Annotated in this window: 15 protein-coding genes; 9 read left to right on the top strand and 6 right to left on the bottom strand. The window is 67.3% G+C overall.

The window, feature by feature from the left end:
• Nucleotides 1–3: 3 nt before the first annotated feature.
• From ACIA76_RS29430 to ACIA76_RS29415, 4 genes are all read right to left on the bottom strand, one after another.
• Complete coding sequence (locus ACIA76_RS29430; RefSeq protein WP_397156292.1) at nt 4–885, bottom strand: hypothetical protein; 882 nt, start codon at nt 883–885, stop codon at nt 4–6.
• Nucleotides 886–935: 50 nt separating this feature from the next.
• Nucleotides 936–2762, bottom strand: a complete 1827-nt coding sequence (locus ACIA76_RS29425) for a CheR family methyltransferase (protein WP_397156291.1) — start codon at nt 2760–2762, stop codon at nt 936–938.
• Nucleotides 2759–3361, bottom strand: coding sequence for a chemotaxis protein CheB (locus ACIA76_RS29420; RefSeq protein ID WP_397156289.1), 603 nt, complete (start codon nt 3359–3361; stop codon nt 2759–2761). Before ACIA76_RS29420 ends, ACIA76_RS29425 begins: the two co-directional genes overlap by 4 nt.
• 170 nt (nt 3362–3531) lie before the next feature.
• Nucleotides 3532–4308 (bottom strand): hypothetical protein, encoded by a 777-nt coding sequence (locus ACIA76_RS29415; protein WP_397156287.1) that lies wholly within the window; start codon nt 4306–4308, stop codon nt 3532–3534.
• 468 nt (nt 4309–4776) lie between these two features.
• Between ACIA76_RS29415 and ACIA76_RS29410 the strand changes: the two genes are divergently transcribed.
• The 8 genes from ACIA76_RS29410 (at nt 4777) to ACIA76_RS29375 (ending at nt 12755) form a co-directional block, all read left to right on the top strand.
• Entirely contained in the window at nt 4777–5583 is an 807-nt protein-coding gene (locus ACIA76_RS29410) for an ABC transporter permease (RefSeq protein WP_397156285.1), read from the top strand.
• Nucleotides 5556–6320 carry an ABC transporter ATP-binding protein gene (locus tag ACIA76_RS29405; RefSeq protein WP_397156283.1) on the top strand — a complete coding sequence of 255 codons (765 nt, stop codon included), beginning with the start codon at nt 5556–5558 and terminating at the stop codon, nt 6318–6320. Before ACIA76_RS29410 ends, ACIA76_RS29405 begins: the two co-directional genes overlap by 28 nt.
• Nucleotides 6317–7315, top strand: a complete 999-nt coding sequence (locus tag ACIA76_RS29400; protein ID WP_397156281.1) for an ABC transporter substrate-binding protein — start codon at nt 6317–6319, stop codon at nt 7313–7315. The genes ACIA76_RS29405 and ACIA76_RS29400 overlap by 4 nt, the downstream gene beginning before the upstream one ends.
• 15 nt (nt 7316–7330) lie before the next feature.
• The gene (locus ACIA76_RS29395; protein ID WP_397156279.1) at nt 7331–8482 is read left to right on the top strand and encodes an LLM class flavin-dependent oxidoreductase; all 1152 of its coding nucleotides are present in this window, start codon (nt 7331–7333) and stop codon (nt 8480–8482) included.
• Nucleotides 8483–8540: 58 nt separating this feature from the next.
• Entirely contained in the window at nt 8541–9971 is a 1431-nt protein-coding gene (locus ACIA76_RS29390) for an MFS transporter (RefSeq protein ID WP_397156277.1), read from the top strand.
• A gap of 20 nt (nt 9972–9991) precedes the next feature.
• The gene (locus tag ACIA76_RS29385) at nt 9992–10834 is read left to right on the top strand and encodes a helix-turn-helix transcriptional regulator (protein ID WP_397156275.1); all 843 of its coding nucleotides are present in this window, start codon (nt 9992–9994) and stop codon (nt 10832–10834) included.
• A gap of 44 nt (nt 10835–10878) precedes the next feature.
• The gene (locus ACIA76_RS29380) at nt 10879–11643 is read left to right on the top strand and encodes a glucose 1-dehydrogenase (protein ID WP_397156273.1); all 765 of its coding nucleotides are present in this window, start codon (nt 10879–10881) and stop codon (nt 11641–11643) included.
• Nucleotides 11644–11744: 101 nt separating this feature from the next.
• Nucleotides 11745–12755: an alpha/beta hydrolase gene (locus ACIA76_RS29375; protein WP_397156271.1), complete on the top strand. Its 1011-nt coding sequence runs from the start codon at nt 11745–11747 to the stop codon at nt 12753–12755.
• A 10-nt stretch (nt 12756–12765) separates the two neighbouring features.
• Here ACIA76_RS29375 and ACIA76_RS29370 read toward each other — a convergent pair whose 3' ends face one another.
• Nucleotides 12766–13341 carry an HhH-GPD-type base excision DNA repair protein gene (locus ACIA76_RS29370; protein ID WP_397156586.1) on the bottom strand — a complete coding sequence of 192 codons (576 nt, stop codon included), beginning with the start codon at nt 13339–13341 and terminating at the stop codon, nt 12766–12768.
• Between the two features lie 89 nt (nt 13342–13430).
• Between ACIA76_RS29370 and ACIA76_RS29365 the strand changes: the two genes are divergently transcribed.
• Complete coding sequence (locus ACIA76_RS29365; protein ID WP_397156269.1) at nt 13431–14252, top strand: methyltransferase domain-containing protein; 822 nt, start codon at nt 13431–13433, stop codon at nt 14250–14252.
• 58 nt (nt 14253–14310) lie between these two features.
• Here ACIA76_RS29365 and ACIA76_RS29360 read toward each other — a convergent pair whose 3' ends face one another.
• On the bottom strand, nt 14311–15597 hold the full coding sequence (locus ACIA76_RS29360) for an aminotransferase class I/II-fold pyridoxal phosphate-dependent enzyme (RefSeq protein WP_397156267.1): 1287 nt from the start codon (nt 15595–15597) through the stop codon (nt 14311–14313).
• Nucleotides 15598–15638 lie beyond the last annotated feature (41 nt).

Genomic DNA, 15638 nt, shown 5'->3' with positions numbered 1-15638 from the left:
TGATCAGCACAGTCGATACCCCTCCTCCACGACCTGGCCGGACAGTTCCCGCAGCGAGATTCCCTCGGCGAAGGCTCGGGCGCGCAACAGCTGCAGGGCCGTGTCGAGCTCGGTCGACTCCTGCACCGCGACCATTCCGATCGCCTGATTCACCGTGCTCGAATAGTCCGCGTCGTCGAACAGCGCGCCGCGCGGCACCCCCCGCGCGAATCCGGCCGGGAGCATCTGGGTGGCGAGCACCTCGGCGATGCGCCCGATGGCCGGCACCGCATCGGCCGGGAGATGGCTGCGCTCGGAGTAGACGCACAGCGCCCCCCGCCACGCCGGACCCATCGGAACGCCGACCGCGACCACGGAGCGGATCCCGAGATCGGTTGCGGCCGTGCTGTATTGGGGCCAGCGTCCGATCAGCTCGGAACCCTCGACGAGGAGGGCCTCCACGCCGGCGGCGACCTCGCGCGCGGGGCCCTGCCCGATGGTCACCTCATGATCGTGGGCGGCGCGGGAGCGGGCATCGGAGGCGGCGTGCAGCAACTCCCGCCGCTGGTCGTCGAACAGCGTGATCGCCGCGCTGCCCAGGCCCAGATCCTCGGCGACGGCGGCCATGAACACCGGCCGGACCGCCGCGGAACCGTCCGCACGCCAGTGCAGCAGCCGCAGGGCATGCAGTCGAAACAGCCGGGCGCAGGCCAGATGACGCTGTTCGATCTGACGGTGCAGGGTGGCCATTCGCGTGCGGACCGGCCGCATGGATTCCGGCGGCCGCAGCAGCTGATGTTCGTACCTCGTCGCCACGGCAGCTGCACGGGCGGCGCGTTCCATTTCGCGGGCGTAGTGACGCCACTCTCGCATAGTGTCGTCGCCGCTGTCCGAAGAGGACCGCACGGCTCCAGTGTAACCTGCCACCCGGAAGGACGACAGCGACGCGGGTGAGATCAATCCCCCTGTAGCGCACCGGATACCGTCGCGACCTCCTCCATCAGTAGCACCACACCCTCGCCGGCGCCGTTCAGCGGCGTACACGTGACCGTGCAGAGGATGGCGCGTCCGATGCGATTGACGGCGGGAATCTCCATCGGCCCCCAGCGTGTGGCGGATTCGAGGCATTGCTGGATGTTCCGGTACAGGTCGCCGAGCGGCAGGCCGAAATCCAGCGCGGCGAACGGCTGCTGATTCACCTCCTCGGCGCGCAGCCCCCAGAGTTCCTCGGCGGCCCGGTTCCAGCTGCGCACCCGCAACTCATCGTCGAGGACCACCACACCGGCGTCGATGCTGGACAGGATGCCCTCGAGAAACATTCTCGCCTGGTCCAATTCGTTGCCGCGGATCCGCATTTCCTCGTTCATGGTCTCGAGTTCCTCGTTGCCGGACTGCAGCTCTTCGTTGGTGGTCTCGAGTTCCTCGTTGGTGGATTGCAGTTCCTCGTAGGCGGTTTCGAGTTCCTCGCGCTTGACCTTCACCTCGAGGGCGAGCCGGGTGGCCACGGTGGTGTCGACGAAGTTCACCACGATGCCCACATAAGGGGCGTCGCCGCTCCACAGCGGTTGGACGTGCACGTCGTAGAACTGCGTATCGTCGGGCCCCACCCGGCGTTCGACCGAACTGATCCGGATGGTCCGATGCTCGGTGACGGCCTGATCGATCAGCGAGCGCAGTTCGACCGGGCGATAGGAGATCTCCAAATCGCTGAGCGGGCGGCCGATATCGTGCGGTGTCAGGCCGAACTGGCTGCGCATCTGGCTGTTGAGGACGGTCACCTTGCCCTCGGTGTCGAGTCCGAGCATCGCGATCGGCGCGGTCTCCAGGGCGAGCTCGCTCAGCAGCCGCCGCTTGACGAAGCCCTGCACCTCCTGGCCGAGCCCGGTGTCGAGCCGCAGCTGCGCCGGAGTGTGCACCGTGGTGGCGCCTCCCGCGCGACGCCGGAAGATGCGCTGGCGCATATTGGCGACCTCGAACCGCTCCCCGTCCGACAGCAGCATCTCGGCCTTGCCCAGGAACAGGAATCCGCTGGGCCGCAACGCGAAATAGAAGCGGTCCAGGATCTGCGACTGCGCCTCGACATTGAAGTACATCAGGGCATTGCGGCACACCAGCAGGTCCAGCCGCGAAATCGGGGCGTCGCGGGTGATGTCGTGGCGGCCGAAGATGACCCGGCGGCGCAGATCGGAGCGGAAGACGAACTTATCGCCGTTGGCCTCGAAGTAGCGGTTACGCAGTTCGGTCGACAGCGGTTCCAGATCCTTCCCGGAATATATGCCGGTGCGGGCGTCGCGCAGGGCCTCCTCGTCGACATCGGTGCCGTAGATCTTGATCCGCTTGACCGCCTCATCGATGCCGAGGGCCTCGGCGAAGGCGATCGCCAGCGAATAGGCCTCCTCACCACTGGAACAGCCCGCGCTCCAGATCCGGATCTCGCCGCCGATATCGGTGCCCGCGATCAGTTCGGGCAGGATTTCGCGCTGCAGATACTGCCAGGCGTCCACATCGCGGAAGAAGCTGGTGACATTGATCAGGATCGTGTTGAACAGCGAGCGGAATTCGTCCGCATTGCTCTCCAGGTAGTCGCGGTAATCCAGATAATCCGCGATCCGCACCTCGGCCATCCGCTTGCGGATGCGCCGGGCCAGCGACGAACGCTTATAACCGGTGAAATCGAAACCCCGCGAATCGCGGATGAAGATCAGCAGCTCTTCCAGCGACGCCTCGGACCCGTCACCCGGATCGGCGGCGTCGGCCGCATGCCGACGTCGGGGTTCGGTCACCGGGACCTCCGCCCGACCAGAGCGCACATCACCGGGGATATCTCGGCCAGCGGCAGGACGAAATCCACCGGGCCGGTCCGAATGGCCGCCTGCGGCATTCCGGTGAATTCTGCCTCCTCCGGATCCTGCACGATCACGGTGCCACCGCGCGCCTTGATCGCACTCACTCCCATCGCGCCGTCAACGCCGGATCCGGTGAGCACACAGGCGATCGCCGCGGAACCGTAAGCCCCAGCGACGGATTCGAACAGCAGATCGGCCGACGGCCGAACGAAATGGACGAGTTCGCTGCTCGACAACGTGAGCACGCCGTCCGCGCCCACCAGCAGATGGAAGTTCGGCGGCGCGATATAGACCACCGCGGGCGCGGCCGTTTCCCCGGCGCGGGCCAATCGCACCGGCAATACGGTGCGCCGGGCCAGCACGTCGGCGATGATCGTCTCGTGCCGGGGATCCAGATGCTGGACGACCAGCACCGGCACCGGAAGGTCGGGCGGCAGTCCGCCCAGAACGCGGCTGAGCGCGGTGATGCCACCGGCCGACGATGCGATCGCCAGGACGCTGTAATCCCGTTTCGGCACGATCGTGTCGCTGGGCACCACCTCAGCCTATCGCGACCACACCCCGAGGGGACCCTCCGGCGCGGGTTATCCGGCGAAGTCATGAATGCCATTCCCTCGCAACGGAAATGCGCCGACCCCGCCCGGTCACGGCAATCGGGCGGGGCCGGCGTCCGGCGGCATTCCGCCGGGACTGCGCTACTTACTTGCTACTTGGCCGGGGCCGGAGCGGCAGGGGCGGCCGGGGCCGGAGCCGGGGCGAACGGCGCGTTGATGGTCGTGAAGTACTGCGCCGCAGCCAGAATCGCCACCGGGGCGGTGACGAGCAGCTGGCCGGCCAGGGTGCCCAGGGCGCCGACCGCGAGAAGGCCCGCGATGCAGCCGCCGGCGGCGCCGAGCGGCGCACCCAGCATGGCAGTGATCGGACCGGTCAGCACGACACCGGCGGCACCACCGAGGATGCAGCCCACGGCCGCACCGCCGACGCCGCCGACCAGGGTGCCGAGGGTGGCGCCCGTGGCGATGCTGTCCTTCATGCGGTTCCAGGCCGCCTGCTCACGGTCGTACGGGGTCTTCCACGGCGCGGTGTCCTCGAAGGGCAGCGCGACCGGCTTGCCCGCGGCGTCGACCGGCTTGGCCGCGGCGTCGAGCGGCTTGTAGGCCGCGTGCTCGATATCGAACTGCGGGGTCAGGGTCGCCTTGCGATCGGAAATGTCCGCGACGATCGGGAATTCGAAATCGTCGACGCGGAACTCGAGATCCGTTCCGGCCAACACGGTTCCGTTGGCAGCCTTGATCTTGAAGACCCCGTCCTCCACATCCATGGACCCGGCGTCGGTCGTGATGATGCTCGACTTACCTTCGGTGGTGGACTTGTAGTAGACAGCCCCGTCATCGTTGACGGGGGCGGCGTTCACCGATCCAGCGGCAACACCCAACGCCGTGGTCACCAGAGCCGTGACCACCGCGAATTTCCTCATTTTCACTTGGCATTCCTCATCTTCCGGCCGCAGCACAAATGCACGGCGCAGCGTCACCTTGCACAAAGTTCCGCAACTCCGCAACTTTTGCGGCCCAGACCCCCTGAAAGCCTGGTCAGGACTGCCTCGAAACCTTTGCAGTGCAGATCGTTTCGTTGCGCCGCTTGCAACGATTCCGACCCATTCGACGAGTCGAACTACCGATCGATAGTCGTAAAGTATTACGCCACCGCGAGAATCGCGTCCGGAGCGGTGACGAGCGTGATCGCCGGGGCCGCGACCACGACGTCGGCCCTCATACTCATAAGCTTCGTATCCTCATTCACGTCGAATTCTGATCAAATCCGACATATCGGACTATCGCGACAAGCCTCCGGTACCCATCGAGACTCGGGGAGGGTTGCACCCAGGCAGATTCGAACTAGTGACCCTTCCGGCCCCGACGGGCAGCATCGATCGCCGGGAGGTTATGCCTTGTCTTCACTCGCCTTGCGGTCGACACCCGTTCGGCTGCCACATCTGCCGCGGGCCCGTTGGGCGCGCCTGATCAGTCCGGTGCTGCTCATCGTCGCGTGGCAGGTGGCCAGTTCCACCGGCGCGCTGCCCGAGCGGCTCCTGGCCTCCCCCGGCACCGTCGTGAGCACGGCCGTCGACCTCATCCGCGACGGCACGCTGCCGCACGCCCTTTCGGTATCACTACAGCGCGCGGCCGTCGGATTCGTGATCGGCGCCGCGATCGGCGTGGGCCTGGCGCTACTGGCCGGGCTGAGCCTGCTGGGGGAACATCTCATCGATCCGCCCGTGCAGATGCTGCGCACGCTGCCGTTCTACGGGCTGATCCCGCTGCTGATCCTCTGGTTCGGCATCGGCGAACTGCCCAAGATCGTGCTGGTCGCCTTCGGCGTGGCCGTACCGCTGTATCTCAACACCTTCTCCGGAATCCGCGGTGTCGACGGGAAACTCGCCGAACTCGCCCGCGTACAACAGCTTTCACGGGTCGGCATGCTCGTCCACATCGTGCTGCCCGGCGCGCTGCCAGAGGCGCTGGTCGGGCTGCGGCAATCGCTGGGCGTGGCCTGGCTCGCCCTGATCGTGGCCGAACAGGTGAATGCCGATGCGGGCCTCGGATTCATGATCAACGACGCCCGCGAATTCCTGCGCACCGATGTCATCGTCGTCGGCCTGCTGGTCTACAGCCTGCTGGGCCTGATCACCGATGCCATGGTGCGGCTGATCGAGAGGAGGGCGCTGGTATGGCGACGCGATTTCTTGGGGAACTGAGCGCGGATCCGATCGTCGCGCGCGAACATGTCGTTCGAATTCACGGACTGACCAAGGCATTCGGCGACCGGCCGGTACTCGACCACATCGATCTCGATATCGCCCGCGGCGAATTCGTCGCACTGCTCGGGCGCAGCGGCACCGGTAAATCCACTCTGCTGCGGGTGCTGGCGGGTCTGGACGGCGAGCACGAGGGCGAGGTCAGTGTGGACGGCGATATCGCCGTCGCCTTCCAGGAGCCGCGGCTGGTGCCATGGAAACGCGTGCACGCCAACGTGACTCTCGGCCTGCGCCATCCGGATCCGAAGGCCGCGGCCCGCGCGGCGCTGGCCGAGGTCGGGCTCACCGCACGCGCCGACGCCTGGCCGCTGACCCTGTCCGGCGGCGAGGCCCAGCGCGCCTCGCTGGCGCGGGCCCTGGTCCGCGATCCGGACCTGCTGCTGCTCGACGAGCCGTTCAGCGCGCTGGATGCCTTGACCCGCATCACGATTCATGGTCTGGTGCTCGAATTGTGGACCCGGCACCGGCCGGGCGTGCTGCTGGTCACCCACGACGTCGACGAGGCGCTGCTGCTCGCCGACCGCGCGCTGGTGCTGGCCGACGGCCGCATCGCCCGCGATATCCGCATCGACCTGCCGCGCCCACGCCGGCGCGAACATCCCGAATTCACCGCGCTGCGGCAGGAATTGCTCACCGAACTCGGCGTGACCACGCATGACATCGAAGGAACCGCATGATCTCCCGCCGCCTGTTCGCCGCGCTCGCCCTCACCGCGGTGGTGACGACCGCATGCGGCACCTCCGATACCGAGGACGCGGCGGTGCGCTCCGACGGCACGGTCGACCTGTCCCAGGTCACCCTGCGTCTCGGCGATCAGAAGGGCACCGGCCTGCAGGCGCTGCTGGAGGCGGCCGGTGAGCTGAAGGCCGTGCCGTACAAGATCGAATGGTCGCAGTACACCTCCGGGCCGCCGATGCTCGAGGCGATCAACGCCGGAGCCGTCGATCTCGGCGGCGTCGGTAACGCGCCGCCGGTATTCGCCGCGGCCGCCAAATCGTCGATCAAGATCGTCTCCGGTTACGGGGCGGGCACCGCGGGACAGGGCATCGTGGTACCCAAGGATTCGCCCCTGCACGCCCCGACGGACCTGCGCGGCAAGAAGATCGCGGTCGCCAAGGGCAGTTCGGCGCACTATCACCTGCTGTCGGTGCTGAACAAGAACGGCCTGTCCTTCACCGATATCGAGCCGCAGTACCTGCAGCCCGCCGACGCGCTCGCTGCGCTGACCACCGGCCGGGTGGACGCCTGGGCGATCTGGGATCCCTATACCGCCCAGGCCGAACAGCAGGCCGGTGCGCGAATCCTGGTGGACGGCACCGGATATGTGAATCCGGACTCCTACTACGTCGCGGGAACCCAGGCGCTGGACAGCAAGTCGCGCACGGCAGCGCTACACGACCTGCTCGCGCGCATCCACCGGGCGCATGCCTGGGTGAACGTGCACCTCGATCAGTGGGCGCAGACCTACGCCCAGCACAGCGGCCTGCCGATCGAGGTGACGACGGTCGTGGTGAAACGCAGTGTGTATCAGGATCATCCGCTCGATCCGGCCGCCATCGACGCCGAACAGCAAGTGGCCGACGCCTTCTCCGCGGCCAAACTCATCCCGAACAAGGTGAGGATCGCCGACTTCGTCGACACCCGCTTCAACGACCTCTATCCCGCATCCTGAAAGGGAATCGCTCGCATGAGCCTGTCTTTTCACTGGTTCCTTCCCACCTACGGCGACTCCCGCAATCTGGTCGCGGGCGGTCACGGCACCTCGATGTCCGGTGACCGGCCGGCGTCGCTGCGCTATCTCAACCAGATCGCCGGCGCCGCGGAGGAGAACGGCTTCGAGGCCGTACTCACCCCGACCGGCGCATGGTGCGAGGACGCCTGGCTGACCACGGCCATGCTCGTGGAGACGACCGAGGCGCTGAAGTTCCTGGTCGCCTTGCGTCCGGGCCTGGTGAGCCCGACGCTGGCCGCGCAGATGGCGGGCACCTTCCAGCGGCATTCGCGCGGGCGGCTGCTGCTCAACGTGGTCACCGGCGGCGAGCCGCACGAGCAGCGCGCCTACGGCGACTTCCTCGACAAGGACGCGCGCTACGCCCGCACCGGAGAGTTCCTGCACGTGGTGCGCGAGCTGTGGCAGGCGCATGAGCCGTTCTCCTTCGAGGGCAATCACATTCGCGTACAGGACGCGCTGCTGAACAACCACCCCGATCCGCTGCCGCCGATCTTCTTCGGCGGTTCCTCCCCCGCCGCCGGCCCGGTCGCGGCGCAATTCGCCGATACCTATCTGACGTGGGGCGAGCCGCTGTTCGCGGTGAGCAAGAAGCTGGAATGGATCCGCAAACTGGCCGTCGATCACGGCCGCATCCTGGACTACGGCCTCCGCATCCACGTCATCTCGCGCGACACCTCCGAACAGGCCTGGGCCGAGGCGGACCGGCTACTGGAGGCGATCGATCCGGCGGATATCGAACGCGTGCAGGCGAATCTGGCCCGCAGCGAATCCGAGGGCCAGCGCCGCATGCTCGAACTGCACGGCGGCGACACCGAACGCCTGGAGATCGCCCCGAACCTCTGGGCAGGCGTGGGCCTGGTCCGCGGCGGCGCCGGAACCGCCCTGGTCGGCTCCCATGAGGAGGTCGCCGAGCGTCTCGTCGAATACTCCCGCCTGGGCATCAAACACTTCATCCTCTCGGGCTACCCCCACGTGGAGGAGGCGTACTGGTTCGGCGAGGGCGTCCTGCCGATCCTGCGGCGCCGCGGCCTGTGGAAGCATCCGGCGCAGCGTGAGATCCGGCCCGTGACAACGCCGTTCGCCACGGCGGCGGCCAGCAGCAGTTAGCCAGGGCCCCGGATCCCGCCCTTGACCTCGAGCACACTCGAGCTTCTACGTTCGTCCCATGAATGTCGACGGGGGAACGGGATCCTGGGCCGAGCTGTTCGGGCGCGGGTATCGGGGAACATCGATCGTGCTCGGCGGCGGCGTGCTGCTCTACGCCACCAATGTCTATGTGACGGCGAGCCTGCTGCCGACGGCCGTGCACGATATCGGCGGCGAACGGCTCTTCGCCTGGAACGCCACCGCCTTCCTGATCGCCTCGGTGGTCGCATCGATGCTGGTCGGCAAGGCCCTTGCGGCGCGGGGCGCGATCGGGGCGTATCTGCTGGCCTTCACGATCTTCATCGCCGGCACCCTCGTCTGCGCGGCCGCACCGGATATGGGTGTGCTGCTCGCGGGTCGCGCGATCCAGGGTTTCGGCGGCGGCCTGCTGTCGGGACTCGGATTCGCGGTGATCCGATCCAGCTATCCGGCGCACCTGTGGACCAGGGCCTCGGGCATGATCTCGGGGGTGTGGGGGCTGGGCGCGTTCGTCGGCCCGGCGCTCGGCGGCGCGGTCGCGCAGTTCGGGCCGTGGCGGCTCGCCTTCATCGCGCTGGCGGCGGTGACCGTACCCATCGCGGCGGCCGTGCCGTTCTCGCTGCCGCGCGGCGATCGCTCCGATGCGGGCCGCCGGGTGCCGGTGGGTTCGCTGGTCCTGCTCACCTCGGCGGCCGCGTCGATCAGTCTGGTCGGCGTCCTGCCGCGCGGGCTGTCGACCGCGGTGGCCGCGCTCGTCGCGGTGCTGGCCGCCCTCACCTTCCTCGCGAACGAGCGCCGCACCGCCGACGGCGTGCTGCCCGCGCTGACCTTCGCCCGCGGCTCATCGCTGAAGTGGCTCTACCTGACCATCTTCTTCGTCGCGATCGGCATCAACGTCGAGATCTTCATTCCGATGATCGGCCAGCGCCTGGCCGGATCGGCCCCGCTGGCAGCCGGTTTCGTCGGTGCCGCGATGTCGCTGGGCTGGACCGTCGGTCAGCTCTTCAGCGCGGGCGCGAGCCGGGCCCGGACCATCGCGCTGCTGCGCGTGGCGGGACCCGCGACGGTCGCGATCGGCCTCCTCCTCACCGCCGCGTTCCAGCGCCAGGGCGCGAGCGGTCCGCTGATCGCGGTGTGGGTATTCGGGCTGTTCCTCGCCGGCACGGGTATCGGCTCCGCATTCCCGCATCTGAGCGCGGCCGTCATGGGCAGCACCACCGACCGATCAGAGGGCGAGAAGGCCGCTGCCACAATAGGAACCGTCCAGCTGATCGCCAACGCCTTCGGCTCGGCCGGTGCGGGCGTGCTCATGAATCTCGGTGAACCGTCGACCGTGCACTCCGCCCGCTACCTACTGCTCGGCATGGGCCTGATCGCCGCGCTCGGCGTACCGACCGCGCTGCTGGCCCGGCGGCGAGCCGTCCGGCCGGGGGAAGCAGCGGAGCCGCAACCGATTCCGGCGCTGGGCTGAGCGGATTGTTACCGTGGCATATGACCGCCGGATCCGTGGTGACCACGAGTCGCCATGCGCAGCTTCGTGATTTCCTCCGAACCCGGCGCGCGCGGCTGACACCCGAGGCGGTCGGCCTGCCCACGGCCGGCCGGAGGCGCACTCCCGGGCTGCGGCGGGAAGAGGTCGCGCTGCTGGCCGGGGTCGGAGTGTCCTGGTACACCTGGCTCGAGCAGGGACGGGACATCAACACCTCGGCGGAGGTGCTCGACGCCGTCGCGCGGGCCCTGCGGCTGAGCGGGGCCGAGCGGGCGCATCTGTACGTGCTGGCCGGGCTGAATCCGCCCGTGCTGCACGGATCCGGTTCGGTCACACCGGAATTGCGGCGGCTGCTCGATACCTGGTCCCCGCGCCCGGCGATCCTGCGGGACCGCTACTGGAATCTGCTCGCCGTCAACGACGGGACGCGGACCGCCTTCGGATTCGACGACACCGACCGGAACTGCCTGATCGCCTTCTTCACCAATCCGCGCTATCGCGGCATGCACGAGCACTGGGCCGCGGCCGCCCCCGGTGTCGTCGCGGCCTTCCGGGCCGATGCCGGCCGCGCTCCCGGGGACCCGGAATTCGAGCGGGTTATCGACGAATTCGACTCGGCCAGTTCCGAATTCGCCGAACTGTGGGCACGCCACGAGGTGAGCGCGCCGGCCCAGACGGTGAAGGCGGTGCGTCATCCGCAGGTCGGCGAGCTGGTATTCGATATGACGGCGCTGATCGTGGCCGATCATCCGGACTGGTATCTGGACCTCTATCACCCGCGACCCGGAACCGGCACCGCCGAACGACTCGACGGACTGAGAGTGGTGGTGGCACACCCGGGTTGATCCGGCACTGGTTACCCGGCTGCGCGCTCGACACGCTGAATCTCATGGCATACAACGCTTCTCGATTCGACGATAAGGTCGCGCTGATTACCGGCGGTTCCAGCGGCATGGGGCTGGCCGCGGCGCGCAGGCTCCTTACGGAGGGCGCGTGGGTGGTGATCACCGGGCGCGACAAGGTCCGCCTGGACGCCGCCGCGGCGGAATTGGGCCCTCGGGCGCTCGCCGTTCCCGGCGATGCGGCGGATCTCGGCGATCTCGACGTGCTGATCGATGCGGTCCGGGAGCGGCACGGGCGGTTGGATGTGGTTTTCGCCAATGCCGGTATCGCGTCGTTTATCTCGTTTTCGGAAATCTCCGAGGATGAATACGACCGGGTGCTGCACGGGAACGTGAAGAGCGTTTTCTTCACCATCCAGAGGAGCCTTCCGCTGCTGAGCGAGGGGGCGGCGATCGTCATCAACGCCTCCTGGACAGTGCACCGCGGCATGCCGGGTGGCGCCCTGTACGCGGCCACCAAGGCGGCCGTGCACAATCTGGCACATACGCTCGCGGCGGAATTGGCGCCCAGGCGAATTCGCGTCAATTCGGTCAGCCCGGGATATATCGAGACGCCGATGTTCCACGACAATGTGTCCGCCGAGGCGGCGGCCGCGGTCGTGGCGGAGGTGGCGGCGGGACGGATCGGCACCGCCGACGATGTCGCCGAGGCGGTCGCATTTCTCGCCTCCGATGCCGCCTCCTATATCAACGGCCAGGATCTGGTCATCGACGGTGGGCTTGTGGCCGCTGTCACCGCAGCTCGCATGTGACTCTTAAGGTCGGGCTAAACACTCTGATTCCGGCGCTCGAAGATCGTTACGCTCCCATCGCATCGCAGTGGGTTCGTGTTTCGGGTGACGGAGGATTCTTCATGCGTGGGTTCGGCTGGCGGCGTGTCATGGCGGCCGTACTCTCCCTTGCCGCGCTGTTCGTCATCGGCTGGTTCGGCGCGCCGGTCGCCCTCGCCGATGATTTCGATCCTGGCGATACCCCGCTGAGCCGCTACGCACCGTTCGGGCCACACGAAACGGTCAGCACCGCGGCCGTATATCCGTGCGCCGGCCTGTACGCCGCGTGGGATGCGCTCAGCCGCGTATCGGGCAATCACTCCGAAATGACGTGCACGCGCGAGTTTCCCGGCGGGCTGGACTCGCCGATCGGCGTGGATTTCTATTACCCCAAAGACATCGCCACGATGAGTCGTGTGCCCACGATCATCTGGGTACCGGGCTTCACCTCCGAGCCAGGTAATTACGACTCCAGCGCTCGGCTCTGGGCGAGCCACGGATTCGTGGTGGCGATGCCGCATGATTTCGTCAATTCACTGTTCGAACTTCCCCTCGCGGCCGCCGCGGCCCTCTCACACGCGAACCACGATCCGGCGAATCCGTTGTCCGGCAGGCTCGATCTGAGCCGCACGGTCATCGGCGGCCATTCCGGTGGCGGCGGCGCGGCGGTCAACGGGGCCAGCATCCCCCCGAACATCTACCAGCTGGTCGACCCCGAATTCCGGGTCGTCGGCGCGATGCCGACCGAGCCCGGACCGGTCGCCGCCGCATTCCTCGTCAACGTCCCCACCCTCTACCTGGCCGGCTCGTTCGACCTCATCGTCCCGCACTTCCTCCCCCGGCTGGTCGAATACGAGGTCAACCTCAACGCCCCCGCGTACTTCATTTGCCTGAAGGGCGTCACCCATTTCACCCCCTTCGACGACGCCCAGCACAATGCCACCTCCGGGATCACCCTTGCCTGGCTGAACTACCTGGTCAATGGCGACAAGACCGCCGCGAGCTACTTCGTCGGTCCGGCCTGGAAACTGCGCGGCGACCCGGGTGTCGACTACGCCCTGCGCAACGTCCGAGCCGACCGCCTCCCCGCCTGACCGCGGCGATTCAGCCCTTCTTCGCGGCCGCCTTGGCCTGTTTCTTGAATTCGCGGACCTGAGAAAGGGATTCGGCGTCGCGCACATCGGCGACCGACCGATGCGAGCCCTGTTCGCCATAGGCGCCCGCGGCCTCGCGCCAGCCCTTCGGCTCGACGCCGAGCTGTTTACCCAACAGCGCCAGGAAGATTCGGGCCTTCTGATCACCGAAGCCGGGCAGCGCCTTCAGCCGCTTCAGCACCTCTTTGCCGTCGGGATCGCCCATGATCCAGATGTTTTCGACCTTGCCGTCGTACTGCTCGACGATCTGGCGGGCCAGTTCCCGCACCCGCCTGGCCATCGACCGCCCGTATCGATGAATCGCGGGCGGGGTCGCGCCCAACTCCTCGAACTCCTCCGGATCGGCCTCGGCGATCCGCCGAATATCGAATCCGCCCATTCGATCGGCAAGTTTCTGCGGCCCCCGAAACGCATGTTCCATCGGAAACTGCTGATCGAGCAACATTCCGGTCAACAGCGCGAAGTTATCGCCGGACAGCAATGCATCGGCCTGCGGGTCCTGCGCGAGGCACAGTTTGCGGCTCACCATGGACAGATCATGTCAGACGCGATGGCCGTGACACATCTCACAACGCTACCCGCCCGTAGACTTTCGCCGCGCGTAGGGTGTGGCCCATGCCCGAACCTATGGCAACACTTCCCGGCCTGCGTCCGGACCGTTTCGATCGGGACGGCCGGGATCAGCTCATCGATGTTCGCGACCTGCAGGCGACGCTACCCGGCATTCGCCGACTGCGGCATTGGGCCCACGAGGCCCTGGCGGTGCGATCCGGCGAGAATGCCGTCGATATCGGATCCGGCAGCGGCTCGGAGGTCATGGCCTTCGCCGAGGCGGTCGGCCCGCGGGGGACCGCCTTCGGCGTCGAACCGGATCCGAATCTCCTGAATGCCGCCCAGCGCCGGGCGGCCGAGGCCGGATCGGGCGCGCGGTTCGTGCCGGGCGACGCCTACAACCTGCCTCTGGGCACGGGCGATTTCGATATCGCGCTGTGCGAGCGGGTCTTTCAGCATCTGACCTCGCCCGGCCGGGCCACCGCGGAGATCGCGCGGGTGCTGCGGCCCGGCGGGCGCGTGGTGGTGATGGACAGCGACTGGGGCACCGCGATCGTGCATCCCGGCGACCGGCACGTGGTGCACGAGGTGATCGAGACGCTGATCGCCAACACCACCAACCCGTTCTCCGGTCGCCGCCTGCCCGGACTGCTCACCGCGGCCGGCCTGATCGTCGACGAGATCGGCTCGCACGCACTGGTGCAGGACCACAGCATGGGCGCGGGCGCGCTGGTGGGCCGCATCTGCGCCATGGCCGTCGCGCGCGGATCCATCACCGAACGGCAGCGCGATACGCTGCTCGAGGAGTTGGCGGCCGGTGCGCGCAGTGGCGATATCCACCTGTCGGTGACCATGTTCGCGGTGCTGGCCCACAAGCCGAACTGATATCGCCGAAGTTCCTGGTGGTCCCGGCACATTCGTCGCCGGAACCACCAGGACCCGCTCACTTACTCAGATACTTCTCCGTGGCCGCGAGCAGCACACACGTCGCCAGCCCGTTCATCGCGGACCCCAGATCTCCCGGCGACGGGAAGCTGGGGGCGATGCGAATGTTCTTGTCCTCCGGGTCTTTTCCGTACGGGAACGCCGAACCCGCTGGCGTCAGCGCGATTCCGGCCTCCTTGGCCAGCGCGACGACCCGGGTGGCCGTTCCCTCGAGCACGTCCAGGCTGATGAAGTAGCCGCCCTTGGGCTCGGTCCAGGACGCGACCTTGGAGGCGCCCAGGCGCTCCTCCAGAATGCGCAGCACCAGTTTGAATTTCGGCTCCAGGATCGCGCGATGCTTCTGCATATGCGCGCGCACGCCCTCAGCATCGCCGAAGAACCGCACATGCCGCAGCTGGTTGATCTTGTCCGGCCCGATGCTCTTCTTGGATGTGTGCTTCAGGTACCAATCCAGATTCGCCGTGGATCCGCCGATGAAGCTCACGCCACCACCGGCGAAGGTGATCTTCGAGGTCGACGCGAAGACGAAGGGGCGGTTGGGATTTCCGGCCGCCGCGGCCAGGCCGAGAATGTCCAGCACCGGATCCGCGGTATCGGTCAGCGGATGCACGGCATAGGCGTTGTCCCAGAACAACCGGAAGTCCGGCGCCGCCGTGGGCATCGAAACCAGTTCGCGCGCAATCTCTTCGGAGAAGGTGACACCGGTCGGGTTGGAGTAGTTGGGCACCGCCCACATGCCCTTGATCGCCGGATCGGACGCCGCCAGCTCGGCGATCCGGTGCACATCCGGGCCGTCGTGGTTGATCGCGATCGGAATCATCTCCACGCCGAGGTTCTCGGTGATCCCGAAGTGCCGGTCGTAACCGGGCGCCGGACACAGGAACTTCACCGGCTCGTCCACCCAGCGGCGCTCGGAGTCCGCGGTGCCGTGCAGCATCGCGTACGCGATGACATCGTGCATGAGCTCGAGGCTGGCGTTGTTACCGGCCAGCAGATTGTCGACCGGAATGCCGAGCAGCTCACCGAAGATCGCGCGCAGCTCCGGAAGTCCGTGCAGGCCACCGTAATTGCGGCAGTCGGCGCCGGAGCCGTCGCGGAAATCGCCCGCCCCGGGCAGCGTGAGTAACTCCCCGGACAGATCGAGTTGTTCGGACGAGGGCTTACCTCGGGTCAGATCCAGCGTGAGCTTCTCGGTCTTCAGAGTCGCGTAGTTCGCGGTCTGCGTCTCGTGTTCGGATACGAGTTCCGCATGGCTCATCAAACCGATCTGCGTTTGCCGGGGCATCCTGAGCAGCCTTTCAAGCAGCGAGTTACAGGGTTTGCGGA

This window comes from Nocardia sp. NPDC051570 (assembly GCF_044454005.1).
Lineage (GTDB): Bacteria > Actinomycetota > Actinomycetes > Mycobacteriales > Mycobacteriaceae > Nocardia.
This window is presented reverse-complemented; position numbering and strand designations above follow the sequence as displayed.

Coding starts and splice junctions, on each gene's coding strand:
- ACIA76_RS29405 (WP_397156283.1), top strand. CDS start 5,556: ATGGCGACGCGATTTCTTGGGGAACTGAGCGCGGATCCGATCGTCGCG.
- ACIA76_RS29400 (WP_397156281.1), top strand. CDS start 6,317: ATGATCTCCCGCCGCCTGTTCGCCGCGCTCGCCCTCACCGCGGTGGTG.
- ACIA76_RS29395 (WP_397156279.1), top strand. CDS start 7,331: ATGAGCCTGTCTTTTCACTGGTTCCTTCCCACCTACGGCGACTCCCGC.
- ACIA76_RS29390 (WP_397156277.1), top strand. CDS start 8,541: ATGAATGTCGACGGGGGAACGGGATCCTGGGCCGAGCTGTTCGGGCGC.
- ACIA76_RS29385 (WP_397156275.1), top strand. CDS start 9,992: ATGACCGCCGGATCCGTGGTGACCACGAGTCGCCATGCGCAGCTTCGT.
- ACIA76_RS29380 (WP_397156273.1), top strand. CDS start 10,879: ATGGCATACAACGCTTCTCGATTCGACGATAAGGTCGCGCTGATTACC.
- ACIA76_RS29375 (WP_397156271.1), top strand. CDS start 11,745: ATGCGTGGGTTCGGCTGGCGGCGTGTCATGGCGGCCGTACTCTCCCTT.
- ACIA76_RS29365 (WP_397156269.1), top strand. CDS start 13,431: ATGCCCGAACCTATGGCAACACTTCCCGGCCTGCGTCCGGACCGTTTC.
- ACIA76_RS29360 (WP_397156267.1), bottom strand. CDS start 15,597: ATGCCCCGGCAAACGCAGATCGGTTTGATGAGCCATGCGGAACTCGTA.